Below are 25,115 nucleotides of genomic sequence, written 5' to 3' on the forward strand. Positions count from 1 at the left end.
CCCAGGTGGGCGCGGCCCATGCTATACATGGTCCGGCACAGTTGACTGTTCATTTTCCCCTTTCCGTCGGCGCGCATGACGGCGTATCACGACGGCGTACCGGTATGCGTGTGAACTCCCGCCTCGCTTCCCTCGTTCCGCCGTTCCCGCGTCCCGCTCGATTCGCAGGAAGCAATGAATACAGCACGCGCACCGCAGGCCGTGGATTCCGATTCCGCCGCCGTCGTCGTCGACCGGCTGGTCAAGAGATACCGCAACCGGCCGGAGCCGGCCGTCGACGACCTCAGTTTCACGGTCCGGCCCGGCGAGGTGTTCGGCCTGCTCGGCCCCAACGGCGCCGGGAAGTCGACCACCCTCGGCATCATGACCACCCGGGTGGCTCCGACCTCAGGCCGGGTGTCCATCCTCGGGGTCGACGTGGTGGGCCGGCCGGCCGCCGCGCACCGGGTGTTCGCGGTCGTCCCGCAGCGCAACAACCTCGACCGTTCGCTGACCATCCGCCAGAACCTGGTCTTCCACGCCGGCTACCACGGCATGGGCCGGGCCGAGCGCAACCGGCTGGCCGACGAGAGCCTCGACTGGGTGGGCCTCGGCGACCGGGGGAAGGCCAGGGTGGACGAGCTGTCCGGCGGCCAGGCGCAGCGGGTGATGATCGCCCGCGCGCTGATGCACCGGCCGCGGGTGCTCTTCCTGGACGAGCCGGCCACCGGACTCGACCCCCAGTCCAGGCTGTTCATCCATGACCGGGTGGCCGAACTGAGCGGCAGGGGCGTCACCGTGGTGGTCACCACGCATGACATGGACGAGGCCGCCAAGCTCTGCGACCGGGTCGGCATCATCGACCGCGGCAAGCTGCTGGCGCTCGACTCGCCGCGGGCGCTGACCGAGTCCCTGCGCGGCACCGGCACCCTCACCTTCACCCTGCGGACCGAAGGGCGGCCGGAGAGGCCCGAACCGACCGATCTGGTACGGGTGTTGGAGAAGATCGAGACGGTGGAGCGGGTCGAGACCGTCGAGGTCGACGGCGACGGCCCCGACAAGCTGCGGCTCTACACCAGCGGCCAGCCCTCGGCGACCCTGCCCGCCGCCGTGGGCGCCCTCACCGAACTGCGCTGCGACCTGGAGGACGTGTCGCTCGGTGAACTGACCCTGGAAGACGTCTTCATCGAACTGACCGGGAGAGAACTCCGTTGAGTACGAGCGCAATCGCAACCGTTCCCCGGACCGGCTCCGGCGCCCTGGCGGCTCGGACGTTCGGCTTCATCCTCTGGCGGGACGTCTTCGTCACCGGCCGTGAGCTGGTGCCGTTCCTGGCCCAGGTGCTGGTGGAGCCGTTCTTCATCCTGTTCGTGTTCGGCAAGATCCTGTCCGGTCTCGGCTACACCGGGCACGGCTTCCAGCAGGTGCTGCTGCCCGGTGTGGTGGCGCTGAGCAGCTTCCTGGTCGCGCTGCAGAACACCGCCTTCCCGCTGATCGTCGACTTCTCCTTCACCAAGGAGATCGAGGACCGGCTGCTGTCCCCGATCCCGCTCGCCCTGGTGGCGGTCGAGAAGGTGGTGTTCGGGGCGATCCGCGGTCTGGTGGCCGCCGCCGTGATGATCCCGCTCGGGTTCCTGGTACTGGACGGTGTGCACTGGCCGGCCTCCGCCATCCTGCCGGTCACCGGGGTGCTGGCGCTCGGCTCGCTGGCCGGCGCGACCGTCGGGCTGACCATCGGCACCGCGGTGGAGTCCCGCCACATCAGCATCATGATCGCGGTCGTGCTGACCCCGCTGATGTTCACCGGCGCCACCCAGTTCCCGTGGTACGGCCTGTCCTCGGTACGGCCGTTCCAGGTGATCTGCGCGCTCAACCCGCTGACGTACGTCAGTGAGGCGATGCGCGCGGTGCTGCTGCCGGGCGGTGAGCTGAGGTCGATCCCGCTCTGGGTCGACCTTGCCGCGCTCGCGGCCGCCTGTGTGCTGTTCGGGCTGATCGGCATCCGGGGCTTCCGCAAGCGGGCGCTGGACTAGAGGCAAGTCGGCCTGACACAAGGGAGAGCGGCGGCGCATCACGGATGCGCCGCCGCTCTCCCGTCCAACGGCCTCAGCCGATCGGGAACTTGACCTGTCCGGAGACGATCGGGTTGAGGTAGTTCGGGCCGGCGATCTTCAGCCGGTTCATCGCCAGGCCGGTGAGGCCCTCGAAGATGGCGCGGCGGGCGTTCATCGTGGTGGAGTACCCGGCGTCCAGGTGCGGCGCGACCTCGACCACGTCCATGCCGATGACCTTGGTCTCGTGGCAGATCCGGCGGAACGCCGGGAACAGCTCGCGGTTGGTCAGGCCGCCGGGCTCGGGGGTGCCGGTGCCGGGGGCGTAGACGGGGTCGAGCACGTCGATGTCGAGCGAGAGGTAGACGAACTCGGCGTTCTCCTGGACCTCGGCGATCGCCTTGTCCAGGACGGCGTGGAACCCGATCCGCTCGATCTCCGCCATGAAGTGCGACTTCATGCCCTGTCGGCGCATCCAGTTGAACAGCTGGTTGTCGGGGCCGGTGACGGTCCGCAGGCCGACCTGGACGACGTTGCCCGCCGGGATCCTCTCGTCCTCGATGATCCGCCGGATCGGGGTGCTGTGGGTCGCCCGGTGGCCCAACTGCGAGTCGTGGCAGTCGGGGTGGGCGTCGAAGTGGATGACGCCGATCTTCTCCGGGCCGTAGACGTCGGCCAGCGCGCCGACGCTCGGCCACAGCAGCGAGTGGTCGCCGCCGAGCAGCACCGGGACGGCTCCGACCTCGGCGATCTGGCGGACCAGCCCGCGGATGTGGTCCATCGAGTTCGGCGTGCTGAACGCGTCCACCGCCGCGTCGCCGTAGTCCACCACCTTCAGCACGTCGAACGGGTTGATCCGGGTGCTGGCGTTGATCATCGCTTCGGGGGTGTTGAAGATGTAGCGCTCGTCGGCGCGGATCATCCGGGGGCCGTACGCCGCGCCGCGGTGGCCGATCGAGGAGTCCAGCGGAATGCCCAGCACGGCGACGTCGGCGCTCCCGGCCCTCAGGTCCTCCTGGTTGAGGCAGAGCGGGACGCCCATGAAGGTCGGGATGCCCGAGTGGGCGGGGGTCGCGTAGTACCGGCGGAGGTCGATCGGCCCCGGCTCCCGGCCGGGCGCCGCCGACCGGTCGATCTCCAGGCGGAACTCGGGCGTCTGAGGCTTGTCGTTCACACACATCTCCTCGGTGGACGTTTACGGCGCATTCCGCAGTCGGTTGGTTCACATATTTCGCTGCGGCACCAGCCTAGTGGCGCCGAAAAATCATCCGAACCCTTGTCCACCTCCTATTCGACCCCTATCCGGCGCCGACCCCACCCCTACCCCGCTGTGTGACCAACCCCCTTGTCCGGCAAGGAGACTGCCATAGGATCAAGGCGCCCGCAGCAGACCTTGACGCCCTCTGAACGGCGAGCCGAACAGGCACGGAAATCGCGGGCCCTGCGAATCCATTCGAGATTTCGACCGAAATCCGCGACGCTACCCCTCCGGAGAGAACCGTGAGCCAGACAATCGAGAACGCCGCACCGCCGACAGCCTCCGAGCAACCCGACCGACCAGATACCGCGCCGATCGCCTGGCGGCCGGTCGCGGTCATCGCGGGCGTGCTCACCCTGGCCCTGCTGCTGACCAGCGGCCGCTACGGCTACTTCGGTGACGAGCTGTACTTCCTCTCCGCCGGGAGACACCTGGACTGGGGCTACATCGACCAGCCGCCGCTGCTGCCCCTGCTCGCCCGCGCCATGGACACCGTGGCCCCCGGCAACCTGGTGGTGCTGCGCCTGCCCGCCACCCTGCTGACCGGCGCCGGGGTCGTCCTGTGCGCGCTGATCGCACGGGAGCTGGGCGGTCGGCGGCGTGCGCAGATCCTCAGCGCGGGAGCCTTCGCCGTCTCGCCGATCGTGGTGGTCTTCGGGCACCTGCTGATCACCCCGACCCTGGACGTGTTCTTCTGGACGCTGATCAGCTGGCTGCTGGTGCGCTGGATCCGGCTCCGCGAGGACCGGCTGCTGCTGTGGCTCGGGATCGCGGCGGCCCTCGCCCTCCAGGACAAGTACCTGGTCGGAGTGTTCCTGCTGGCGCTGGTCGGCGCGGTGGCCGCGGTCGGTCCGCGCGAACTGCTCACCCGGCCCGCGCTCTGGGCGGCGGCCGCGATCGCGGTGCTGGTGACGGTGCCCAGCCTGGTCTGGCAGGCCCAGCACGGCTGGCCGCAGGCGGAGATGACCGATGTCATCGCGGCCGAGGACGACGCGCTGTTCGGCGGCCGGGTGCTGTTCCTGCCGCTGGCGCTGATCCTCTCCGGCTTCCCGCTGGTGCTGCTGATGTGCGCGGGGCTGTGGCGGCTGCTGCGGATGGAGGCGCTGCGCGGATACCGCTTCCTGGGTTGGGCGGCCCTCGCCGTGACCGCGTTCTTCCTGCTCACCGACGGCCGGGCCTACTACGTCGCCGGTCTGTTCCCGATGCTCTGGGCGGCGGGCGCGGTCTCCCTCCAGCACCGTCCGGCGGCCCGCGGGTGGCGCTGGGGCTTCGGTGTTCCCGCCTTCGTGATCTGCGCGGCGGTGGCACTGGCCGGCCTCCCGGTGTACCCGGCCTCGTCGGTCGGCCGCACCCCGCAGGGCGCCAACTTCTCGACCACCGAGACGATCGGCTGGCCTCAGCTGGCGGCCACCGTGTCGCAGGCCTACCACGCGCTGCCCGCCGAGCAGCAGCACAACGCGGTGATCGTCACCGACACCTTCTGGGCACAGGGCGCCCTGGACCGCTACGGGCCCGGGCACGGGCTGCCGCAGGCCTACAGCCCCCAGCGCGGCGCCTGGTACTTCGGCGCCCCGCCGGACGACTCCGGTGCCGTGCTGTACGTCGGCGGTGACGAGGCCAAGCTGCGCGAGCGGTTCGGCAGCGTCCGCCAGGTGGCCACCGTCGACAACGGCCTGGACGTGAACAACACCAACCAGGGCAAGGCCGTCTGGCTCTGCGAAGGCCCGCACACCCCGTGGTCCCGGATCTGGCCGGACCTGCGCACCCTCTGACCTCGCCTCCACGGCCTCGGGCCCCGGGATCACTCCCGGGGCCCGAGGTCTGTCCGCTCCCCTTCCGGCGGCCGCCGGGAGGCACCGTGAACGCCGTGACCGCCGTCCGGAGAAGGGACGGTGCTCCGTCCCCGGACGGCGGTCACGGGAGCCGAGTACACCGGGGGCCTGGCGACCGGGCGGTCGTCAGGCCCCCGGCGGCACGGGTCAGGACAGGCCGAGCTCCTCGTCCAGCAGACTGAAGATCTCGTCCGCCGTGGCCGATTCGAGCTCGGTGTCGGCGGCGGGCTCGGCAGCCGGACCCTGGCTCTCGGTCCACATCGACAGCAGCGCCCGCAGTCGGGTGGTGACGCGCCGCCGCTCCTCCTCGCCGGCGTCGAGGGTGGACAGGATCGACTCCAGGCGGTCGAGTTCCGCACCGATCGGGAGCACCGGCGCGGCCGACGCCTCGTCCTGGCGGGTCTGCTCCCGCAGGTAGGCGGCCAGGGCGGCCGGGGTCGGGTAGTCGAAGATCAGCGTGACCGGCAGCCGCACCCCGGCCAGCGCCCCCAGTCGGTTGCGCAGGTCGACGGCGGTGAGCGAGTCGAAGCCGAGCTCGACGAAGCCGCGTCCCGGTTCGATCGCCTCGGCACCGGAGTACCCGAGCACCGCGGCCACCTGGGTGCGCACCTCGTCCAGCAGGAGACGGTCCCGCTCGGCGTCCGGCAGGCCGGTCAACCGCTCTGCCAGCGTGCGCTGTCCGGCCACGGCCGGGTTCGCTCCCGACACCGGTCGCCGCACCGGGACCCGGACCAGTCCACGCAGCAGGTGCGGCACCAGATCCGGATCCCCCTGCGCCCGCAGCGCGGCCACGTCCAGCCGCATCGGCGCCAGCACCGCCTCGTCCGAGGCGCCACCGATGGCCGCGTCGAAGAGCGCCAGGCCCTCCGCCGGGGACAGCGGGGCGAGACCGGCCTTGGCCATCCTGGCCACATCGGCCCCGTCCAGACCGCCGGCCATACCGCCGGGCTGAGCCCACAGACCCCAGGCGAGCGAACTCGCGGCGAGCCCCTGCGACTTGCGGTGCTGTGCCAGTGCGTCCAGGAAGGTGTTCGCGGCGGCGTAGTTGGCCTGCCCCTGACCTCCGAACACACCGGCCGCGGAGGAGAAAAGCACGAAGGCCGACAGCTTCCGACCATCGGTCAGTTCGTGCAGGTTCCAGGCCGCGTCCACCTTCGGGCGCAGCACCGCGTCGAGCCGCTCCGGCGTCATCGCCGAGACGATCCCGTCGTCGAGCACTCCCGCGGTGTGGACGACCGCTGTCAGGGGCCGCTCGAGGGGCACCGAGCCGAGGAGGGCGGCCAGCGCCTCCCGGTCGGCCGCGTCACAGGCGGCCAGCGTGACCTCGGCTCCCGACTCGGCCAGTTCGGCCCGCAGGTCCTCCGCGCCCGGCGCCTGTGCACCACGGCGGCTGGTCAGCAGCAGGTGCCGGACACCATGCTCGGCCACCAGGTGCCGGGCCACCAGTGCGCCCAGCGAGCCCGTGCCGCCGGTGATCAGGACGGTGCCGAACGGATCGAACGCCGTGGGCTCGGCGGCCTCCTCGGCAGCGGCCGGGACCCTGGCCAGCCGGAAGGCGTGCGGAACGCCCTGCCGGACGGCCAGTTGCGGCTCATCGAGGGCCAGTGCGGCCGGGAGCGCACGAGTCGAGCCGGCCTCGTCGTCCAGGTCGGCCAGAACGATCCGGCCGGGGTTCTCCCCCTGGGCCGAGCGCAGCAGGCCCCAGACCGGGGCGTGCACCAGATCGGTGATGCCGGCGTCGGCGGCGGTCGCCACCGCGCCACGGGTGAGCACCACCAGACGCGCGTCGGCGAACCGGTCCTCGGCCAGCCAGGACTGGACGAGTTCCAGGGCCCGCCGGGTCGCGGACCGGGCCTCGGCGGCGAGGTCCGTACCAGCGGTGTCCGTCCCGGAGAGGGGTACCAGCACCACCTCGGGGACGTCCCCGCTCACCGCGAGTGCCGCCAGGTCCGGGTAGGTCTCGACAGCGCGCCCGAGATCGCCCAACCGCGCGTCGGAGCCCAGCACCGCCCAGCGCCCGGCGCCATCGGCCGGACCGGCGGACAGCGCCACCCAATCGGGGCGGAACAGCGACTCATGGAACGCCCCCTGCGCCGACCGGAGTTGCTCGGCCGACACGGCCCGCAGCACCAGAGCGTCCACCGATGCCACCGCACGGCCCGTCTCATCCGCGAGCTGCAGCGACACACTGTCCGGACCGGCCGGGGCCAGCCGCACCCGCAGCGCACCGGCGCCTGCGGTGTGCAGCCGGACCCCACCCCAGGAGAACGGCAGCCGGGCCCGGCCCGCGTCCTGATCGGCGTCACGGACGAGTCCGCCCAGGCCGACCCCGTGCAGGGCGGCGTCCAGCAGCGCGGGGTGCAGCCCGTACGGCGTGCCGTCCAGGCCCGGCCCGTCCACCTCCGGTCGGATCTCCGCGAAGACCTCGCCATCGCGCCGCCAGGCCCGGCGCAGGCCCTGGAACACCGGGCCGTAGTCCAGACCGGCACCCGCCGCCCGCTCGTACAGCCCGTCCACCTCGACCGGCTCGGCACCCGCCGGGGGCCATTCGCCGAGGTCGAAGTCGGGGCCCTGCGCGCCGGGCGCCAGCAGGCCGGTCGCATGCCGGGTCCAGGGCTCCTCGGCCGGGACGTCCTCCCGGCGCGAGTGCAGGCTCAGCGCCCGGGCGCCCGACTCGTCCGCCGCCCCCAGGGTGAGGCGCAGCTGCACGCCGCCACGCTCGGGGAGCACCAGCGGTGCCTCCAGCGTGAGTTCGTCGAGCAGGTCGCAGCCCACCTCCTCGCCCGCCCGGACGGCCAGTTCGACGAAGGCCGTCCCCGGCAGCAGCACACTGCCCAGCACCGCGTGGTCGGCCAGCCACGGCTGGGTCGACAGCGCCAGCCGCCCGGTGAACACCAGCCCACCCGAGTCCGGCAGTTCGACCGCCGCACCCAGCAGCGGGTGCCCGGCCAGGTCCAGTCCCGCCGACGCCATGTCACTCGCCGACAGACCGGTATCGAGCCAGTAGCGCTCCTTCTGGAAGGCGTACGTGGGCAGTTCCACGCGCGCCGCGCCGCGACCGGCGAACACGGCCCGCCAGTCCACCGCCGCGCCACGGACGTACGCCTGCGCGAGACCGGTGGTCAGCGTCCGCACCTCCGGCCGGTCGCGTCGCAGGACCGGGGCGAACACCGCCTCCTCGGTCACGCACTCCTGGCCCATCGCGGACAGGACCCCGTCGGGGCCCAACTCCAGGAAGGTACGGACGCCTTCACGCTCCATCGCCTGGATCGCGTCGCAGAACCGCACGGCCTCGCGGACGTTACGGACCCAGTACTCGGGAGTGCACAGCTCGTCGGTGATCCCACCGGTGAGGGTGGAGACGATCGGGATCCTCGGCTCGCCGAAGGTCAGACCCTCGACGACCGTGCGGAACTCGGCCAGCATCGGCTCCATCAGCGGCGAGTGGAACGCATGGCTGACCACGAGCCGCTTGGTCTTGCGGCCCTGGGCCGCCAGCTTCTCCGCGACCGTAAGGACGGCCTGCTCGGCACCCGAGATCACCACCGACGACGGCCCGTTGACCGCTGCGATCCCCAACTCACCTGTGACGAAAGGCAGAACCTCATCCTCCGAGGCCTGCACCGCCACCATCGCACCACCCGAAGGCAGCGCCTGCATCAACCGACCACGAGCAGCCACCAGAGCGGCCGCATCCGCCAGCGACAGCACACCCGCCACATACGCGGCAGCGATCTCACCGATCGAATGCCCGGCCAGCACATCCGGCCGCAGACCCCATGCTTCGACCAGACGGAACAGCGCCACCTCGATGGCGAACAGCGCCGGCTGCGTGAACCCGGTCTGATCCAGCTCCTCGCCACCGAAGACCACCTCGCGCAGCGGACGATCCAGATGCGAGTCCAACTCCGCACACACCGCGTCGAAAGCCTCCGCGAACACCGGGAACGCCTCGTACAACTCGGCGCCCATCCCGGCCCGCTGGCTCCCCTGCCCCGTGAACAGGAACGCCAGCCGTCCCCCGGCAACCGTCCCCCGGACCACGTTCGCCGCAGCCTCACCGGCCGCCAGCGCCTCCAGGCCCCGCAGGAACTCCGCACGGCCCTCGGCGATGACCACGGCACGCTGCTCCAGCGCGGAACGCGTCGTCGCCAGCGAGTGGCCGACAGCGACCGGGCTCAGCTCGGGCTGCTCCATGGACCAGGAGTGCAGGCGTGCCGCCTGGGCCCGCAGGGCGGGCTCGCTCCTGGCCGACAGCAGCCAGGGCAGGGCGAGGTGAGCCCCGCTCGGCTCCGGCCCGCCGGCGGCCGACTCCTCCTCCGGGGACGGCGCCTGCTCAAGGATGGTGTGGGCGTTGGTGCCGCTGATACCGAACGAGGACACCGCCGCACGGCGCGGCTGACCGGTCTCCGGCCACAGCCGCGCCTCGGTGAGCAGCGAGACCGCGCCCGCCGACCAGTCCACATGCGGTGAAGGCTGGTCCACGTGCAGGGTGCGCGGCAGCACTCCGTGCCGCATCGCCATCACCATCTTGATCACACCTGCGACACCCGAGGCGGCCTGGGTGTGGCCGAGGTTGGACTTCACCGAACCGAGCCACAGCGGGCGGTCGCCGATGCGGTCCTGACCGTAGGTGGCGAGCAGCGCCTGCGCCTCGATCGGGTCGCCGAGCGTGGTGCCCGTACCGTGCGCCTCCACCGCGTCGATCTGCGCGGCCAAGAGCCCGGCGTTGGCGAGGGCCTGCCGGATCACCCGCTGCTGGGAAGGGCCGTTGGGGGCGGTCAGACCGTTGGACGCACCGTCCTGGTTGATCGCACTGCCCCGGACCACCGCCAGCACCGGGTGGCCGTTGCGCTCCGCGTCCGAGAGCCGCTCCACCAGCAGCATGCCGACGCCCTCGCCCCAGCCGGTGCCGTCCGCCGCCGCCGCGAAGGACTTGCAGCGTCCGTCCTCGGCCAGGCCGCGCTGACGGCTGAACTCGACGAAGGTGCCGGGGGTGAACATCACCGTCACACCGCCGGCCAGCGCCATGGTGCACTCGCCGTTGCGCAGCGCCTGGCTCGCCAGGTGGAGCGCCACCAGCGAGGAGGAGCAGGCGGTGTCCACGGTGACCGCCGGGCCCTCAAGGCCGAAGGTGTAGGCCACCCGGCCGGAGACGACGCTGCTGGAGCTGCCGGTGCCCAGGTAGCCCTCGACCTCGTCGGGCGCGGTCCGCAACCGGGTGCCGTAGTCGTGGTACATCACACCGGCGAAGACGCCGGTACGGCTGCCGCGCACCGTGGCCGGGTCGATACCGGCCCGCTCGAACACCTCCCAGGTGGTCTCCAGGAGCAGCCGCTGCTGCGGGTCCATGGCCAGGGCCTCGCGCGGCGAGATCCCGAAGAACGCCGGGTCGAAGTAGTTGGCGTCGTGCAGGAAACCGCCCTCGCGGGTGTACGAGGTGCCGGGGTGGTCCGGGTCCGGGTCGTACAGGGCGTCCAGGTCCCAGCCTCGGTCGGTCGGGAACAGGGAGATCCCGTCGCGTTCCCCGGCGATCAGCTGCCAGAGCCCCTCGGGGCTGGTCACCCCGCCGGGGTAGCGGCAGGCCATTCCGACGATCGCGATCGGGTCGTCGTCGGCCGCCACCGCCTGGGCCGCCGCCGATACGGTGGACTCCTGCTCGGCGCCCAGGAGTTCGGTGCGCAGATGACCTGCCAGCGTGGCCGGGTTGGGGTAGTCGAAGACGAGCGTGGCGGGCAGCCGCAGACCGGTGGCCGAGTTCAGCTGGTTGCGGAGCTCGACGGCGGTCAGCGAGTCGAAGCCCAGTTCCTTGAAGGCCCGTTCGCCGTCCACGGCTTCGGCGCCCGAGTAGCCCAGTACCGCCGCCACCTGGCCACGGACCAGGTCCAGCAGCGCACGCTCCTGTTCGGCGGCTGCCAACGGGGCGAGCCTGCGCACCAGTTCGGACTCGGATCCCGCGCCGCGCGCGGCCGCCCGGACGGCCCGCCGCACCGGGGTGCGGACCAGCCCGCGAAGCAGCGGGGGCACCAGCCCGTCTGCCGCCTGCGTCCGCAGCGCGGCCGTCCGGACGTGCATCGGGACCAGCACCTCGGCCGAGGACCTCATCGAGGCGTCGAACAGCTCCAGGCCCTCCTCCGAGGAGAGCGCGCTCAGGCCCGAACGCTCCATCCGCGCCAGGTCGTTGTCGTCCAGATGCCCACTGACTCCGCTGCTCTGCGCCCACAGGCCCCAGGCCAGCGAGGTGGCCGCCAGGCCACGGGCCGCGCGGTGGTGCGCCAGCCCGTCCAGGAAGGCGTTGGCGGCGGCGTAGTTGCCCTGCCCGGGGCCGCCGAAGACGCCGGCGGCGGAGGAGAACAGCACGAACGCCGAGAGGTCGAGGCCTGCGGTCAACTCGTGCAGGTTCCAGGCGCCTTCGGCCTTGGGCCGCAGGACGCGCTCGATCCGCTCAGGAGTCAGCGAGGACAGCACACCGTCGTCGGTGATCCCCGCGGTGTGGACGACCGCCGTCAGCGGCCGCTCGGCCGGCACCGCGGCGAGGAGGGCGGCCAGTGCCTCCCGGTCGGCCGCGTCGCAGGCGGCCAGCGTGACCTCTGCGCCCGACTCGGCCAGTTCGGCCCGCAGTTCCTCCGCGCCCGGCGCCTGCGCACCACGGCGGCTGGTCAGCAGCAGGTGCCGGACACCGTACTCGGTCACCAGGTGCCGGGCCACCAGCGAGCCCAGCGCTCCCGTACCGCCGGTGATCAGGACGGTGCCCTCAGGGCCGAAGGGCACGACGGCCTCCTCGGCGGCGACCGGCACCCGGGCGAGCCGGAGTGTGTGCGGCACGCCCTTCCGGACGGCCAACTGCGGCTCCTCAGCGCCGAGTACGGCGCTCAGTGCCCGGGCCGAGGACGCCTCGGCATCCAGGTCCACCAGGACGATCCGTCCGGGGTTCTCCGTCTGCGCCGAGCGCACCAGGCCCCAGGCGGCGGCGCCGGCCAGGTCGGTGACATCCGGGTCGGCGGCGGTCGCCACCGCGCCCCGGGTCACCAGTACCAGCTGAGCACCGGCGAACCGGTCCTCGGCCAGCCAGGACTGGACCAGGTCGAGCACCCGGTTCACGGTCGCCCGGACGGTGCCGACGGTGTCCTGCTCCTCCTGCGGGAAGAAGGGAACGAGCACCAGGTCGGGAAGGTCCCCGTCGGACGGCAGGGCCGCCAGGTCCGGGTAGCTCTCGACGCTGCGGCCGAGGTCGCCGAGCGCCTGCGCGTCGGCGCCCAGCACCGCCCAGCGCTCGCCGTCGTCGCTCGCGCCGACGGGCAGCGAAACCCACTCGGGCCGGAACAGCGACTCATGGAACGCGCCCTGTGCCGAAGGCAGTTGCTCGTCCGACGCCGCGCGCAGCACCAGCGCGGCCACCGAGGCCACCGGTTGGCCGGCCTCGTCCGCCAGCTCCAGCGATACGCCGTCCGACTCGGCCGCGGCCAGCCGCACCCGGAGGGTCGACGCGCCGACCGCGTGCAACGACACCCCGGTCCAGGAGAACGGCAGCCTGCCCTGCCAGTCGGTCCCCTCGGGGGCCGCCAACCCGAGCGCGTGCAGCGCCGAGTCGAGCAGTGCCGGGTGCAGGCCGAACAGACCGGCCTCGGCCTGCTGCTCCAGGCTCACCTCGGCGAAGACCTCGTCACCACGCCGCCAGGCCCGACGCAGGCCCTGGAACACCGGACCGTAGTCGAAGCCGATCCCCGCCAGTGCCTCGTACCGCCCGTCCAGCCCGACCTCGGTCGCACCGGTCGGCGGCCATTCGGCGAGGTCGAACCCGGACGGCCGGGCACCGGCCGACAGCAGGCCGGTCGCGTGCCGGGTCCAGGGCTCCTCGGCCGGGGCGTCCTCACGGCGCGAGTGCAGACTCAGCGCCCGGCTGCCGGACTCGTCCGCCGCGCCCAGGGTGAGGCGCAGCTGCACCCCGCCCTGCTCGGGCAGCACGAGCGGCGCCGCGAGGGTCAGCTCCTCCAGCAGGTCGCAGCCCACCTGGTCGCCGGCCCGGATGGCCATCTCCACGAAGGCCGTGCCCGGCAGCAGGACCCTGCCGAGCACCGCGTGGTCGGCCAGCCACGGGTGCGTGGACAGCGCGAGCCGCCCGGTGAACACCAGCCCGCCCGAGTCCGGCAGTTCGGCCGCCGCACCCAGCAGCGGGTGGTCCGCCGCACCGAGGCCGGCCATCGTCACATCACCCGCGCCCAGCGGCGGCACGTTCGGCCAGTAGCGCTCGCGCTGGAAGGCGTACGTCGGCAGGTCCACCCGACGAGCGCCCCGCCCCGCGAACACCGCCCGCCAGTCCACCGCCGCACCGCGCACATACGCCTGCGCCACCGCCATGGTCAGCGCCTGGGCCTCCGGACGGCCGGAACGCAGCAGCGACGCGAACACCGCGTCCCCGGTCACACACTCCTGCCCCATCGCGGAGAGCACCCCGTCCGGGCCCAACTCCACGAACGTACGGACGCCTTCGGCCTCCAACGACTGGATCGCGTCGCGGAAGCGGACCGCCTCACGGACATGCCGCACCCAGTACTCGGGAGTGCGCAGCTCCTCGGTGACCCCACCGGTGAGGGTGGACACGATCGGAATCCGAGGCTCGCCGAAGGTCAGACCCTCGACGACCGTACGGAACTCGGCCAGCATCGGCTCCATCAACGGCGAGTGGAACGCATGGCTGACCGTCAGCCGCTTCGTCTTCCGACCCTCAGCCGACAGCCGCTCCGCAACCGCCGACACCGCAGACTCGGCACCAGAAAGCACCACCGACGACGGCCCGTTGACCGCCGCGATCCCCAACTCGTCGGTGATGAACGGCAGTACCTCATCCTCCGAGGCCTGCACCGCCACCATCGCACCACCCGAAGGCAGCGCCTGCATCAACCGACCACGAGCCGCCACCAGAACAGCAGCGTCCGCCAGCGACAGCACACCCGCCACATGCGCGGCAGCGATCTCACCGATCGAATGACCAGCCAGCACATCCGGCCGCAGACCCCACGCCTCGACCAGACGGAACAGCGCCACCTCGATCGCGAACAGCGCCGGCTGCGTGAACCCGGTCTGATCCAGCCCCTCGCCCGCGAACACCACCTCCCGCAGCGGACGCTCCAGATGCTGGTCCAGGTGCGCGAACACCTCGTCCAGCGCATCCGCGAACACCGGGAACGCCTCGTACAGCTCAGCGCCCATACCGGCCCGCTGGCTCCCCTGCCCCGTGAACAGGAACGCCGTCCGGCCGAGCGTCGCCGTCCCCTCGACCAGGCCGGGTGCGTCGGTTCCGGCGGCAAGCGCGGCCAGGCCCCGGAGGTAGCCGGCCTGGTCCTCGGCCACCACGACGGCACGGCGCTCCATGGCGGAGCGGCCGGTCGCCAACGAGTAGCCCATGTCGACGGGTTCGAGACCGGGCTCGCTCTCCAGCCGCTCGTGCAGCCGCTCGGCCTGCTCCCGTAGCGCCTCCGCCGTCCGGGCGGAGAGCGGCCACGGCACCACCGGGGATCCGGCCGGCTTCTCGCCCTCGTCCGCACCGACGGCGGCGGGCGCCTGCTCAAGGATGGTGTGGGCGTTGGTGCCGCTCACACCGAAGGAGGACACCGCCGCCCGGCGCGGACGGCCGGTCTCCGGCCACGGCTGCGCCTCGGTCAGCAGCTCCACCGCACCGGCCGACCAGTCGACCTGGGGCGTGGGCTCGTCGACGTGCAGGGTCTGCGGCAGGATGCCGTGCCGCATCGCCATGACCATCTTGATCACACCGGCGACACCGGCGGCGGCCTGGGTGTGACCGATGTTGGACTTCAGCGAACCCAGCCACAGCGGACGGTCCTCCGAGCGCTCCTGGCCGTAGGTCGCGAGCAGGGCCTGCGCCTCGATCGGGTCGCCCAGGGCGGTTCCCGTACCGTGCGCCTCGACCGCGTCCACCTCGCCGGCGGACAGGCCTGCTGAGGCCAGCGCCTGCCGGATCACCCGCTGCTGCGACGGACCGTTCGGCGCGGTAAGACCGTTGGACGCGCCGTCCTGGTTGACGGCGCTTCCCCGCACGATCGCCAGCACCGGGTGGCCGTTGCGCTCCGCGTCCGAGAGCCGCTCCACCAGCAGCATGCCCACACCCTCGCCCCAGCCGGTGCCGTCCGCCGCCGCCGCGAACGCCTTGCAGCGCCCGTCGGCGGCCAGCCCGCGCTGCCGGCTGAAGTCCACGAACGCACCCGGGGTGGACATCACGGTCACTCCACCGGCCAGCGCCAGCGAGCACTCTCCCGCCCGCAGTGCCTGGATCGCCCAGTGCAGCGCGACCAGTGAGGAGGAGCAGGCGGTGTCCACGGTGACCGCCGGGCCCTCCAGGCCCAGCGCATAGGCCACCCGGCCGGACATCACACTGGCCGCGTTGCCGGTGCCCAGGAAGTTCTCGGAGCCGTCGGGCGCGCTGAGGATCAGCGGCAGGTAGTCCTGGCCGTTGGTGCCCGTGAAGACGCCGGTACGGCTGCCGCGCAGGGCGGCCGGGTCGATGCCGGCCCGCTCGAACGCCTCCCAGGACACCTCGAGCAGGAGGCGCTGCTGCGGGTCCATGCCGAGCGCCTCACGCGGAGAGATCCCGAAGAAGCCCGGGTCGAAGTGCCCGGCCTGGCCCAGGAAGCCGCCCTCGCGCACATAGGTGGTGTCGGGGTGCTCGGGATCCGGGTGGTAGACGGTCTCGAGGTCCCAGCCGCGGTCGGAGGGGAAGCCGACGAGGGCGTCCGTCCCGGCGGCCAGCAGGCGCCAGAGGTCCTCGGGCGAGCCGACCCCGCCGGGGAAGCGGCAGCTCATACCGACGATCGCGATCGGGTCGTCGTCCACGGCCTCCGTCGCCCGCACCGGCACCGGAGTGTCCGGGACGGTCGCGGGCGCGGCGCCCAGCAGCTCGGTGCACAGGTGCTCGGCGAGCGCGGTGGCACTGGGGTAGTCGAAGACCAGCGTGGCGGGCAGGCGCAGGCCGGTGAGCGCGGCCAGCAGGTTGCGCAGCTCGACGGCGGTCAGCGAGTCGAAGCCCAACTCCCGGAAGGCCCGGGACGGTTCGACGGAGTCCGGGCCCGCGTAGCCGAGCACGGCCGCGACCTGGGCGCGGACGAAGTCCAGGGCCAGCCGGCTGCGCTCGCTCTCCGAGGCGGCGGCCAGCCGCTGCCGGAGTGAGGAGGTGTCCGGCTGGGCGGCCTCCTCCGCTTCGGCCGCCGCCATCGCCTGCCGGGCCTCGGGGAGTTCGGCGAACAGGGTACTCGGGCGGATGGCGGTGTACTGGGGTGCGAAGCGGTCCCAGAGGACGTCCACCACGATCGAGAACGTCTCGTCCCGGTCCAGCGCGTGCTGCATGGCGGCGATGGCGAGGTCGGGGGCGAGCGCGGGCACGCCGCCTCGGCGCAGTCGCTCGGTGACCACCTCGTCCACCGCCATGCCGCCCTCGGCCCAGGCTCCCCAGGCCATGGTGGTGGCCGGGAGTCCGGCGGCGCGGCGCTGCTCGGCGAGCGCGTCCAGGAAGGCGTTCGCGGCGGCGTAGTTGGCCTGGCCGGGTCCGCCGAAGGTACCGGCGAAGGACGAGAACATCACGAACGCCGAGAGGTCGAGCTCCCGGGTGAGCTCGTGCAGGTTGACGGCTGCGTCCACCTTGGGACGCAGCACACCCGCCAGTCGCTGCGGTGTCAGCGCGTCCAGCACGCCGTCGTCCAGCACGCCGGCCGCGTGCACCACGGTGTTCAGCGGGTACTCGGCGGGGAGCGAGTCCAGCAGCGCGGCGAGCGCCTCGCGATCGGCGACGTCGCAGGCGGCCACGGTCACCCTGGCGCCCGACTCGGTGAGCTCCGCCTCCAGTTCGGCGACCCCCTCGGCATCCCGGCCGCGGCGGCTGGTGAGCACCAGGTGCTCGGCACCGGCCCGGGCGAGCCAGCGGGCGACATGGGCACCGAGCGCGCCCGTACCGCCGGTCACCAGCGCGGTGCCGCGCGGGGACCAGCCCTGGGCGACCGCCTCGCCCTGCGGCGCCCGCACCAGTCGGCGGGCGAGGATCCCGGAGGGGCGGACCGCCAGGTGGTCCTCGTCGCCGAGGCCGGCCAGCACGGTGACCAGCCGGTTCAGCGCGCGCTCGTCCGGGGTCTCGGGGAGGTCGATCAGGCCGCCCCAGCGCTCGGGGTACTCCTGGGCCACCACCCGGCCCAGACCCCAGACCTGAGCCTGCCTCGGGTTCTCCAGCCGGTCGGAGCGCCCGGTCGAGACCGCGCCGCGGGTGGCACACCACAGCGGTGCCTCGACACCGGCGTCGCCGAGTGCCTGAACCAGCGCCAGCGTGCCGGTGAGCGCGAGCGGTGCCGACGGGAACCCGGGGTGCGGACCGTCCTCCAGGGCGAGCAGGGAGAGTACACCGGCGATCTGCCGCCCGTCCTCGGGCAGGGCGGCGCGCAGTTGCTCGGTGAGCTCGGTACGGTCCGCCGTCGCCGGGTCGTACCCGACCTGAAGTACCCGGACGCCGCGCTGCTCCAGCGCCCTGGCCGCGGCCGGGACCCACTCGTGCCCGGCCCGGCCGGCCGGTACCACCAGCAGCCAGTCACCCGCGACCGTGGCCGACGGCGCCTCGGCGACCGGCCGCCAGCTGATCCGGTAGCGCCAGCTGTCGACCGTGGACCGGTCCCGGCTCTGCCGGCGCCACGCCGTCAGAGCGGGCAGCACGGAGCTCAGCGGCTGGTCGCCGTCCAGCTCCAGGGTCGTGGTGAGCATCTCCAGGTCGCCGCGTTCGACCGCCTCCCAGAACCGGGCGTCCACCGGGTCGCCGGCTGCGGCCGTCGAAGCGGTCTCGTCCCATGCCGCGGGCGTCGGCCAGTAGCGCTGCCGCTGGAAGGCGTACGTCGGCAGGTCCATCCGACGAGCGCCCCGCCCCGCGAACACCGCCCGCCAGTCCACCGCCGCACCGCGCACATACGCCTGCGCCACCGCCATGGTCAGCGCCTGGGCCTCCGGACGGCCGGAACGCAGCAGCGACGCGAACACCGCGTCCCCGGTCACACACTCCTGCCCCATCGCGGAGAGCACCCCGTCCGGGCCCAACTCCACGAAAGTGCGGACGCCTTCGGCCTCCAACGCCTGGATCGCGTCGCGGAAGCGGACCGCCTCACGGACATGCCGCACCCAGTACTCGGGAGTGCGCAGCTCCTCGGTGACCCCACCGGTGAGGGTGGACACGATCGGAATCCGAGGCTCGCCGAAGGTCAGACCCCCGACGACCGCACGGAACTCGGCCAGCATCGGCTCCATCAACGGCGAGTGGAACGCATGGCTCACCGTCAGCCGCTTCGTCTTACGACCCTCAGCCGACAGCCGCTCCGCAACCGCCAGCACGGCCGACTCGGCACCCGAAAGCACCACCGACGACGGACCGTTGACCGCCGCGATCCCCAACTCACCGCTGACGAACGGCAGAACCTCATCCTCCGAGGCCTGCACCGCCACCATCGCACCACCAACCGGCAGCGCCTGCATCAACCGACCACGAGCCGCCACCAGCACAGCAGCGTCCGCCAGCGACAGCACACCCGCCACATGCGCGGCAGCGATCTCACCGATCGAATGCCCCGCAAGGAACTCCGGTCGCACACCCCAGGACTCTGTGAGCCGGAACAGCGCCACCTCGACCGCGAACAACGCCGGCTGGGTGTAGCCGGTCTGATCCAGCCCCTCGCCGGTGAAGAGCACCTCACGCAGCGGACGCTCCAGGTGCGGGTCCAGCTCAGCGCAGACCGCGTCGAAAGCATCGGCGAACACCGGGAACGCCTCATACAACTCGGCGCCCATACCAGCCCGCTGACTCCCCTGCCCGGTGAACAGGAACGCCGTCCGGCCCTCGACCACCGCCCCCTGCACCACGTTCGCCGCAGCCTCACCGGCCGCCAGTGCGCCCAGGCCCCGCAGGAACTCCGCACGATCGGTGCCGAGCACCACGGCGCGGCGCTCCAGCGCCGCTCGTCCCGCCGCCAACGAGTGGCCCACGTCCAGCGGTTCGAGTTCGGGCGCGGACTCCACCCAGGAGAGCAGCCGCGCCGCCTGCCCGCGCAGTGCCGCCTCGCCCTTCCCCGAGAGCGCCCACGGGACGACGGCCTGGACCGGGGACCGCTCGGCGCCGGCTGCGGCCTCGGCCTCCTCCGGTGCCTGCTCGATGATGGTGTGCGCGTTGGTGCCGCTCATACCGAACGAGGAGATGCCGACCCGGCGCGGGTGTCCGGTCTCCGGCCACGGACGGGCCTCGGTCAGCAGCTCCACCGCTCCCGCGGACCAGTCCACGTTCCCCGTCGGCTGGTCCACGTGGAGGGTCTTCGGCAGCACTCCGTGCCGGATCGCCATGACCGTCTTGATGACTCCGGCGACACCCGCTGCGGCCTGGGTGTGCCCGAGGTTGGACTTCAGCGAACCCAGCCACAGGGGCGTGGACTCGTCCCGGTCCTGGCCATAGGTGGCGAGCAGCGCCTGCGCCTCGATCGGGTCGCCCAGCCGGGTACCGGTACCGTGCGCCTCGACCGCGTCGACCTGGTCGGGGGTGAGTCTGGCGCTGGCGAGCGCCTGGAGGATGACCCGCTGCTGCGAGGGCCCGTTGGGCGCGGTGAGACCGTTGGAGGCGCCGTCCTGGTTGACGGCGCTTCCCCGCACGATGGCCAGCACCGGGTGGCCGTTGCGCCGTGCGTCGGAGAGCCGCTCGACCAGCAGCATGCCGACGCCCTCGCTCCAGCCGGTGCCGTCGGCGGCGTCGGCGAAGGACTTGCAGCGGCCGTCGGCGGCCAGTCCGCGCTGGCGGCTGAAGTCGACGAAGGTGCCGGGGGTGTTCATCACGGTGACACCGCCGGCCAGCGCCAGCGTGCACTCGCCGTTCCGCAGTGCCTGGACCGCCAGGTGGAGAGCCACCAACGAGGAGGAGCAGGCGGTGTCCACGGTGACCGCCGGGCCCTCCAGGCCCAGGCTGTAGGCGATCCGGCCGGAGGCCACACTGGCCGCGTTGCCGGTTCCCAGGTAGCCCTCGACGTCGTCCGTCGAGCTCAGCAGGACGGCGAGGTAGTCCTGACCGCTGGTGCCGGCGAAGACGCCGGTACGGCTGCCGTGCAGTGAGAGCGGGTCGATGCCCGCGCGTTCGAACGCCTCCCAGGACGCCTCGAGGAGCAGCCGCTGCTGCGGGTCCATGGCCAGGGCCTCGCGCGGGCTGATGCCGAAGACGGCCGGGTCGAAGTGCGCGAGGTCGTGGATGAAGCCGCCCTCGCGCGTGTAGCTGGTGCCCGGGTGGTCCGGGTCCGGGTGGTAGAGGGCCTCGACGTCCCACCCCCGGTCGGCCGGGAACTCGGACATCGCGTCCCCGCCGGAGACGACCAGTTGCCACAGGTCCTCGGGCGAGCCGACCCCGCCCGGGAAGCGGCAGCTCATTCCGACAATGGCGATCGGTTCCTGGTCCTTGGCCTCCGCCTCGCGCAGCCTCAGCCGGGTCTGGTGCAGATCGGCCGTCACCCGCTTGAGGTAGCCGCGGAGTGTCTCTTCATTCGCCATTTGATGTGCCCTCTTTACGGCTTTGCAGCTGCGAGCGGGGTATCGCCCGTGCAGGAGGTTTTTCCGACCGGGCGGCGGTGTGCCGTGGGCGGCGTCTCGCCGGTGACCGCCGCATTGGCGGCCGTAAAAGCGCTGGCAGACGCTGCTCTCCCCGCGTCACGCTAGGAGCGGCGCCAACGACCCCACAACCCCTATTCGCCCCCTAGGGCCCGTGCCGCCGGTGAACTCGGATTTCGGTCCGGAAATCACCCGCCGAACGGTTCGGATTACCTGGGAACAGAATTCCGCGGATCGGTTCACACCCTGATTTCACGACCCTACCGGAAGGATCATCTGCCATCTCAAGATCCATTTCTTGATGGAAGTTTGACTAAGCGGAGCCCATCCCGAGCCTTCTCCCTGTCTGAGAAATCGGTCCTACTGGTAGCAGCAGGCGGGTGGGGCGAGCACTATGCCGCTGAGCCCGGAAACACGGCGCCCTCCCGGCGCCGCGAAAGGCACTCGCGTACTCGGTCCCGGGCATCACCATGCCCGCGTTCACGAGGCGGCGGCTCACGCAAGGGCCTCACAAGGGTCACGCACGGCACCGGCACACCCGGTGTTCACGTGAGGGGAGAGGGGCATGTCCAGGAAGACCAAACCCGTAGGTCCCAAGCCGGCAGCGGCGAAACCCGTCGCCCGCGGGCTGACGAAAGCGGTGGTGCTGGTCACGGCCATCGCGGCGGCGACGGCCTGCAGCAGCAGCCAGGGCGGCGGTACCGCCGGCAACGGCGCGGCCGGCACCCCGGTGAAGGGCGGCGTGGTGCGGGTCGCCGAGGCGCCGTCCACCTTCCCGGACGCCATCTGGCCCTTCGACACCCCGGCCCAGGTCAGCACGGTGAACACCAGCGAGTTCCAGCAGCTGTTCTACCGTCCGCTGTACTACTGGGGCCTGAACGACAAGGTGTCCCTGGACCCGGACGTCTCGCTCGCCGACGCGCCCACCTGGAGCGCCGACGGCAGGACCGTCACCGTCCAGCTCAAACCGTGGAAGTGGTCCGACGGCGAGAGCGTCACCGCCCAGGACGCGCTGTTCTGGATCAACATGGCCAAGGCCGAGACGTCCAACAGCGGTTACTACACCCCGCCCAACCCGTCGATCGGCGCCAAGTACTTCCCCGACAACGTGGCCACCGCGACCGCCTCGGGCCAGACCCTGACGATGACCCTCAACACCGCGGTCGGCCAGACCTGGTTCACCGACGACGAGCTGAGCCAGATCACCCCGATGCCGCTCGCCTGGGACGTCACCGGCCTTGGGAAGAAGGGCAGTTGCGCGAGCGACGCGTTCGGTTCGGACGCGGCCAGGAGCGACTGCACGGCGGACTACACCTACCTCAGCGCGCAGTCGACCAAGGGCGCCGACTTCGCCGGCAGCCCGCTGTGGTCCGTGGTCGACGGCCCGTGGAAACTCAAGGACTACAACGGCACCTCCGGCGCCTGGGGCATCGTCCCCAACTCCGCCTACTCGGGGCCGCAGAAGCCGTACCTCGACGAGGTCGACTTCGTCCCGTACACCTCGGACACCACCGAGTACGCCGACCTCAAGGCGGGCAGCGGCGGCGCCAACGCCATCGACGTCGGCTACCTGCCCGTCGAGGACGCCCCGACGTTCAACGCCAAGAACCCGGACGCGGGCAACCCGCTGAGCAGTGCGGGCTACTACGTCCCGGCCCCGACCTACCTGGACGAGATCTCGTACTACCAGATCAACTTCGCCAACCCGGCCGCGGGACCGCTGTTCAAGCAGCCCTACTTCACCAAGGCGGTCCAGGACACGGTGGACCAGCAGGGCATCATCGACGGCATCTGGAAGGGCTGGGGCTACCCGAGCACCGCTGCCGTGCCCAGCATCCCGGCCGGCAACCCGCTCTCCCCCAAGAGCCAGTCCGAGAAGGCGGTCTACGACCCGGCGGCGGCCAAACAGTCGCTGCGGAGCCACGGCTGGAACACCGACAGCGTCCCGGCCGTCTGCACCGACCCGGGCACCGGTCCCAACCAGTGCGGCGCGGGGATCGCGGCGGGCACCAAGGCCGCCTTCACGCTGGACTACCCGTCGGGCCAGGCCAACCTGGACACCATGGCGGCGGACATGCGCTCCGACGCGGCCAAGGCGGGCATCGCGATCACCATGGTCAGCCAGACCCAGAACACCATCGGCAACGAGGGCGTGGCCTGCACCGCCGCCCAGCCGGCCGGCTGCCAGTGGCAGGCGCTGCTCTACGGCGGCTGGGTCTACTCGCCCGACTACTACCCCACCGGTGACGCGCTGTTCGCCACCGGAGCCGGGCCGAACGTCTGGAGCTTCTCCGACCCCAAGCTGGACCAGCTGATCGTCAGGACCACCACCGGCAACGACGTCAACGACCAGTACGCGTACGAGGACTACCTCGCGGGCGACCAGCCGGTGATCTACAACCCCAACCTGCTTCCGGTCGACGAGATCACCAAGAAGCTGCACCTCGACCCCGGCGATCCGTTCCAGGGGTACGAGCCGGAGTACTGGTACTACACCAAGTGACGGCCACCGACCCCCACGCCGCCGCCCCCTTCGGGGGGCCGCGGTGACGGCCTACCTGATCCGGCGGCTGATCCAGGCCATCGTGACGGTGCTGATGGTCACCGTCATCTCCTTCGGCCTGATGCAGCTCATGCCGGGCGGCCCGGTCCGAGCGATCCTCGGCTCCCACGCCACTCCGGCCAACATCGCCCACCTGACCCGGCAGATGGGCCTGGACCGCCCCCTCTACGTGCAGTACTGGACCTGGCTGGACGGCCTGCTCCACGGCAACCTGGGCTTCGACTACATCCAGCAACGCCCGGTCGCCGACCTGCTGTTCAACGCTCTGGGCGCCTCCGCGTACATCGTCGGCGCCGCGCTGCTGCTCGCCCTGCTGATCGCGGTGCCCATGGGGCTGCTCCAGGCCACCCGTCGCAACAGCGGGCTGGACCACGCCTTCACGGTGTTCTCCTTCGTCGCCTACGGCGTACCGACCTTCTTCATCGGATTCCTGATCCAGCAGTGGTTCGAGGACGACCTGCGCTGGGTCTCGGTGCAGAACCAGGTCGCCTCCTTCGGCGACGCGCTGACCCACCCCGGCGCGGTCTGCCTGCCCGTCCTCACCCTGACCCTCACCACCGTGGCGGGCTACAGCCGCTACATGCGGTCCGGGGTGCTGGACCAGATCACCCAGGACTACGTCCGCTCCGCCCAGGCCAAGGGCGCCTCCCGGCGCCGCACCCTCTACGGGCACGTGCTGCGCAACGCCCTGATCCCCATGGTCACCCTGGTCGGCCTCTCGCTGCCCGCGCTGGTCGGCGGCGCTCTGATCGTGGAGTACGTCTTCAACATCCAGGGCATCGGCCTGCTCACCACCCGTGCGGCGCTGCAGAACGACTACGGCATCACCCTGGCGGCCACCCTGCTCACCGCCCTGGCCACCGTGATCGGTTCGCTGCTGGCCGACCTCGGCTACGCCGCGCTTGACCCGCGAGTGAGGCTCACCTGATGGCACTGACCACCGACATGACGGCCGGCCGGCCACGCTCGATGTTCCGGCGCGGCGCGGAGGTGTTCGCCGAGAACCGGCTGGCGCTGGTCGCGGTGGCGGTCCTGGTCGCCGTCACCGCCCTGTGCTTCCTCGGCCCGCTGTTCTACCACTCCGACACCTCGGTGGTGGACCTCTCCGCCGTCACCAGGCCGCCCGGCGCCGGGCACCCGCTCGGCACCGACAACGACGGCATCGACGAGCTCGGCAAGGTGATGGCCGGCGGGCAGACCAGCCTGGAGATCGGCCTGGCCGCCGGGCTGATCGCCGCCGTGGCCGGCGCGCTGTACGGCGCGGTCGCGGGCTATCTGGGCGGCTGGATCGACGCGTTGATGATGCGGGTCATCGACTCCCTGATGTCCTTCCCGCTGATCTTCCTGCTGATCTACCTCAGCACCGTCTACGGCAAGAGCAAGTCCATGCTGATCCTGGAGGTCGGCCTCACCTCCTGGTTCGGCATCACCCGCCTGGTCCGCGGCGAGGCCCTGGCGATCAAGGTGAGGGACTACGTGGCCGCGTCCCGGATGATGGGCGCCGGCGGCCCGCGGATCGTGCTGCGGCACATCCTGCCCAACACCATCGGCACCACGATCGTCAACACCACCTTCTCGATCGCCGACGCCATCTTCGCGCTGTCCACGCTCAGTTACATCGGCCTGGGACTGCAGGCGCCCGACAACGACCTGGGCGGCATGCTCGACGTCGGCACCAACTACGCCGGACAGGGCTACTGGTGGATGATCTATCCGCCCGCGGCCGTGATCATCCTGCTCATCCTGTGCTTCAACGTGATCGGCGACGCCCTGCGCGACGCCTTCGAGACCCGCCTGCAGAAGCGGTGAACCCAACGGAG

General features: G+C 71.8%; 8 protein-coding genes. 6 read left to right on the top strand and 2 right to left on the bottom strand.

What is annotated here, in order from left to right; genetic code table 11:
* The first annotated feature begins 174 nt into the window (after positions 1-174).
* Entirely contained in the window at positions 175-1,194 is a 1,020-nt protein-coding gene (locus ACSMTC_RS02220; RefSeq protein WP_436557914.1) for an ABC transporter ATP-binding protein, read from the top strand.
* The gene (locus tag ACSMTC_RS02225) at positions 1,191-2,012 is read left to right on the top strand and encodes an ABC transporter permease (protein WP_436557915.1); all 822 of its coding nucleotides are present in this window, start codon (positions 1,191-1,193) and stop codon (positions 2,010-2,012) included. The genes ACSMTC_RS02220 and ACSMTC_RS02225 overlap by 4 nt, the downstream gene beginning before the upstream one ends.
* Before the next feature lie 73 nt (positions 2,013-2,085).
* Here the strand turns inward: ACSMTC_RS02225 and ACSMTC_RS02230 are convergent, their stop codons facing one another.
* Positions 2,086-3,204 (bottom strand): agmatinase family protein, encoded by a 1,119-nt coding sequence (locus tag ACSMTC_RS02230; protein ID WP_436557916.1) that lies wholly within the window; start codon positions 3,202-3,204, stop codon positions 2,086-2,088.
* Between the two features lie 326 nt (positions 3,205-3,530).
* On the opposite strand from ACSMTC_RS02230, the gene ACSMTC_RS02235 reads away from it, so the two are divergent.
* Complete coding sequence (locus ACSMTC_RS02235; RefSeq protein WP_436557917.1) at positions 3,531-5,060, top strand: ArnT family glycosyltransferase; 1,530 nt, start codon at positions 3,531-3,533, stop codon at positions 5,058-5,060.
* Positions 5,061-5,267: 207 nt separating this feature from the next.
* Here ACSMTC_RS02235 and ACSMTC_RS02240 read toward each other — a convergent pair whose 3' ends face one another.
* Positions 5,268-20,636 (bottom strand): type I polyketide synthase, encoded by a 15,369-nt coding sequence (locus ACSMTC_RS02240; protein WP_436564575.1) that lies wholly within the window; start codon positions 20,634-20,636, stop codon positions 5,268-5,270.
* Positions 20,637-21,297: 661 nt separating this feature from the next.
* Here ACSMTC_RS02240 and ACSMTC_RS02245 point away from each other — a divergent pair.
* The 3 genes from ACSMTC_RS02245 to ACSMTC_RS02255 are packed head-to-tail and all read left to right on the top strand — an operon-like array spanning position 21,298 to position 25,104.
* The gene (locus ACSMTC_RS02245; protein ID WP_436557918.1) at positions 21,298-23,235 is read left to right on the top strand and encodes an ABC transporter substrate-binding protein; all 1,938 of its coding nucleotides are present in this window, start codon (positions 21,298-21,300) and stop codon (positions 23,233-23,235) included.
* A gap of 43 nt (positions 23,236-23,278) precedes the next feature.
* Positions 23,279-24,223 (top strand): ABC transporter permease, encoded by a 945-nt coding sequence (locus tag ACSMTC_RS02250; RefSeq protein WP_436557919.1) that lies wholly within the window; start codon positions 23,279-23,281, stop codon positions 24,221-24,223.
* Positions 24,223-25,104, top strand: a complete 882-nt coding sequence (locus tag ACSMTC_RS02255; protein ID WP_436557920.1) for an ABC transporter permease — start codon at positions 24,223-24,225, stop codon at positions 25,102-25,104. The genes ACSMTC_RS02250 and ACSMTC_RS02255 overlap by 1 nt, the downstream gene beginning before the upstream one ends.
* The last annotated feature ends 11 nt before the right edge of the window (positions 25,105-25,115 follow it).

The sequence above is a fragment of the Kitasatospora sp. HPM-01-4 genome (assembly GCF_051374625.1).
Lineage (GTDB): Bacteria > Actinomycetota > Actinomycetes > Streptomycetales > Streptomycetaceae > Kitasatospora.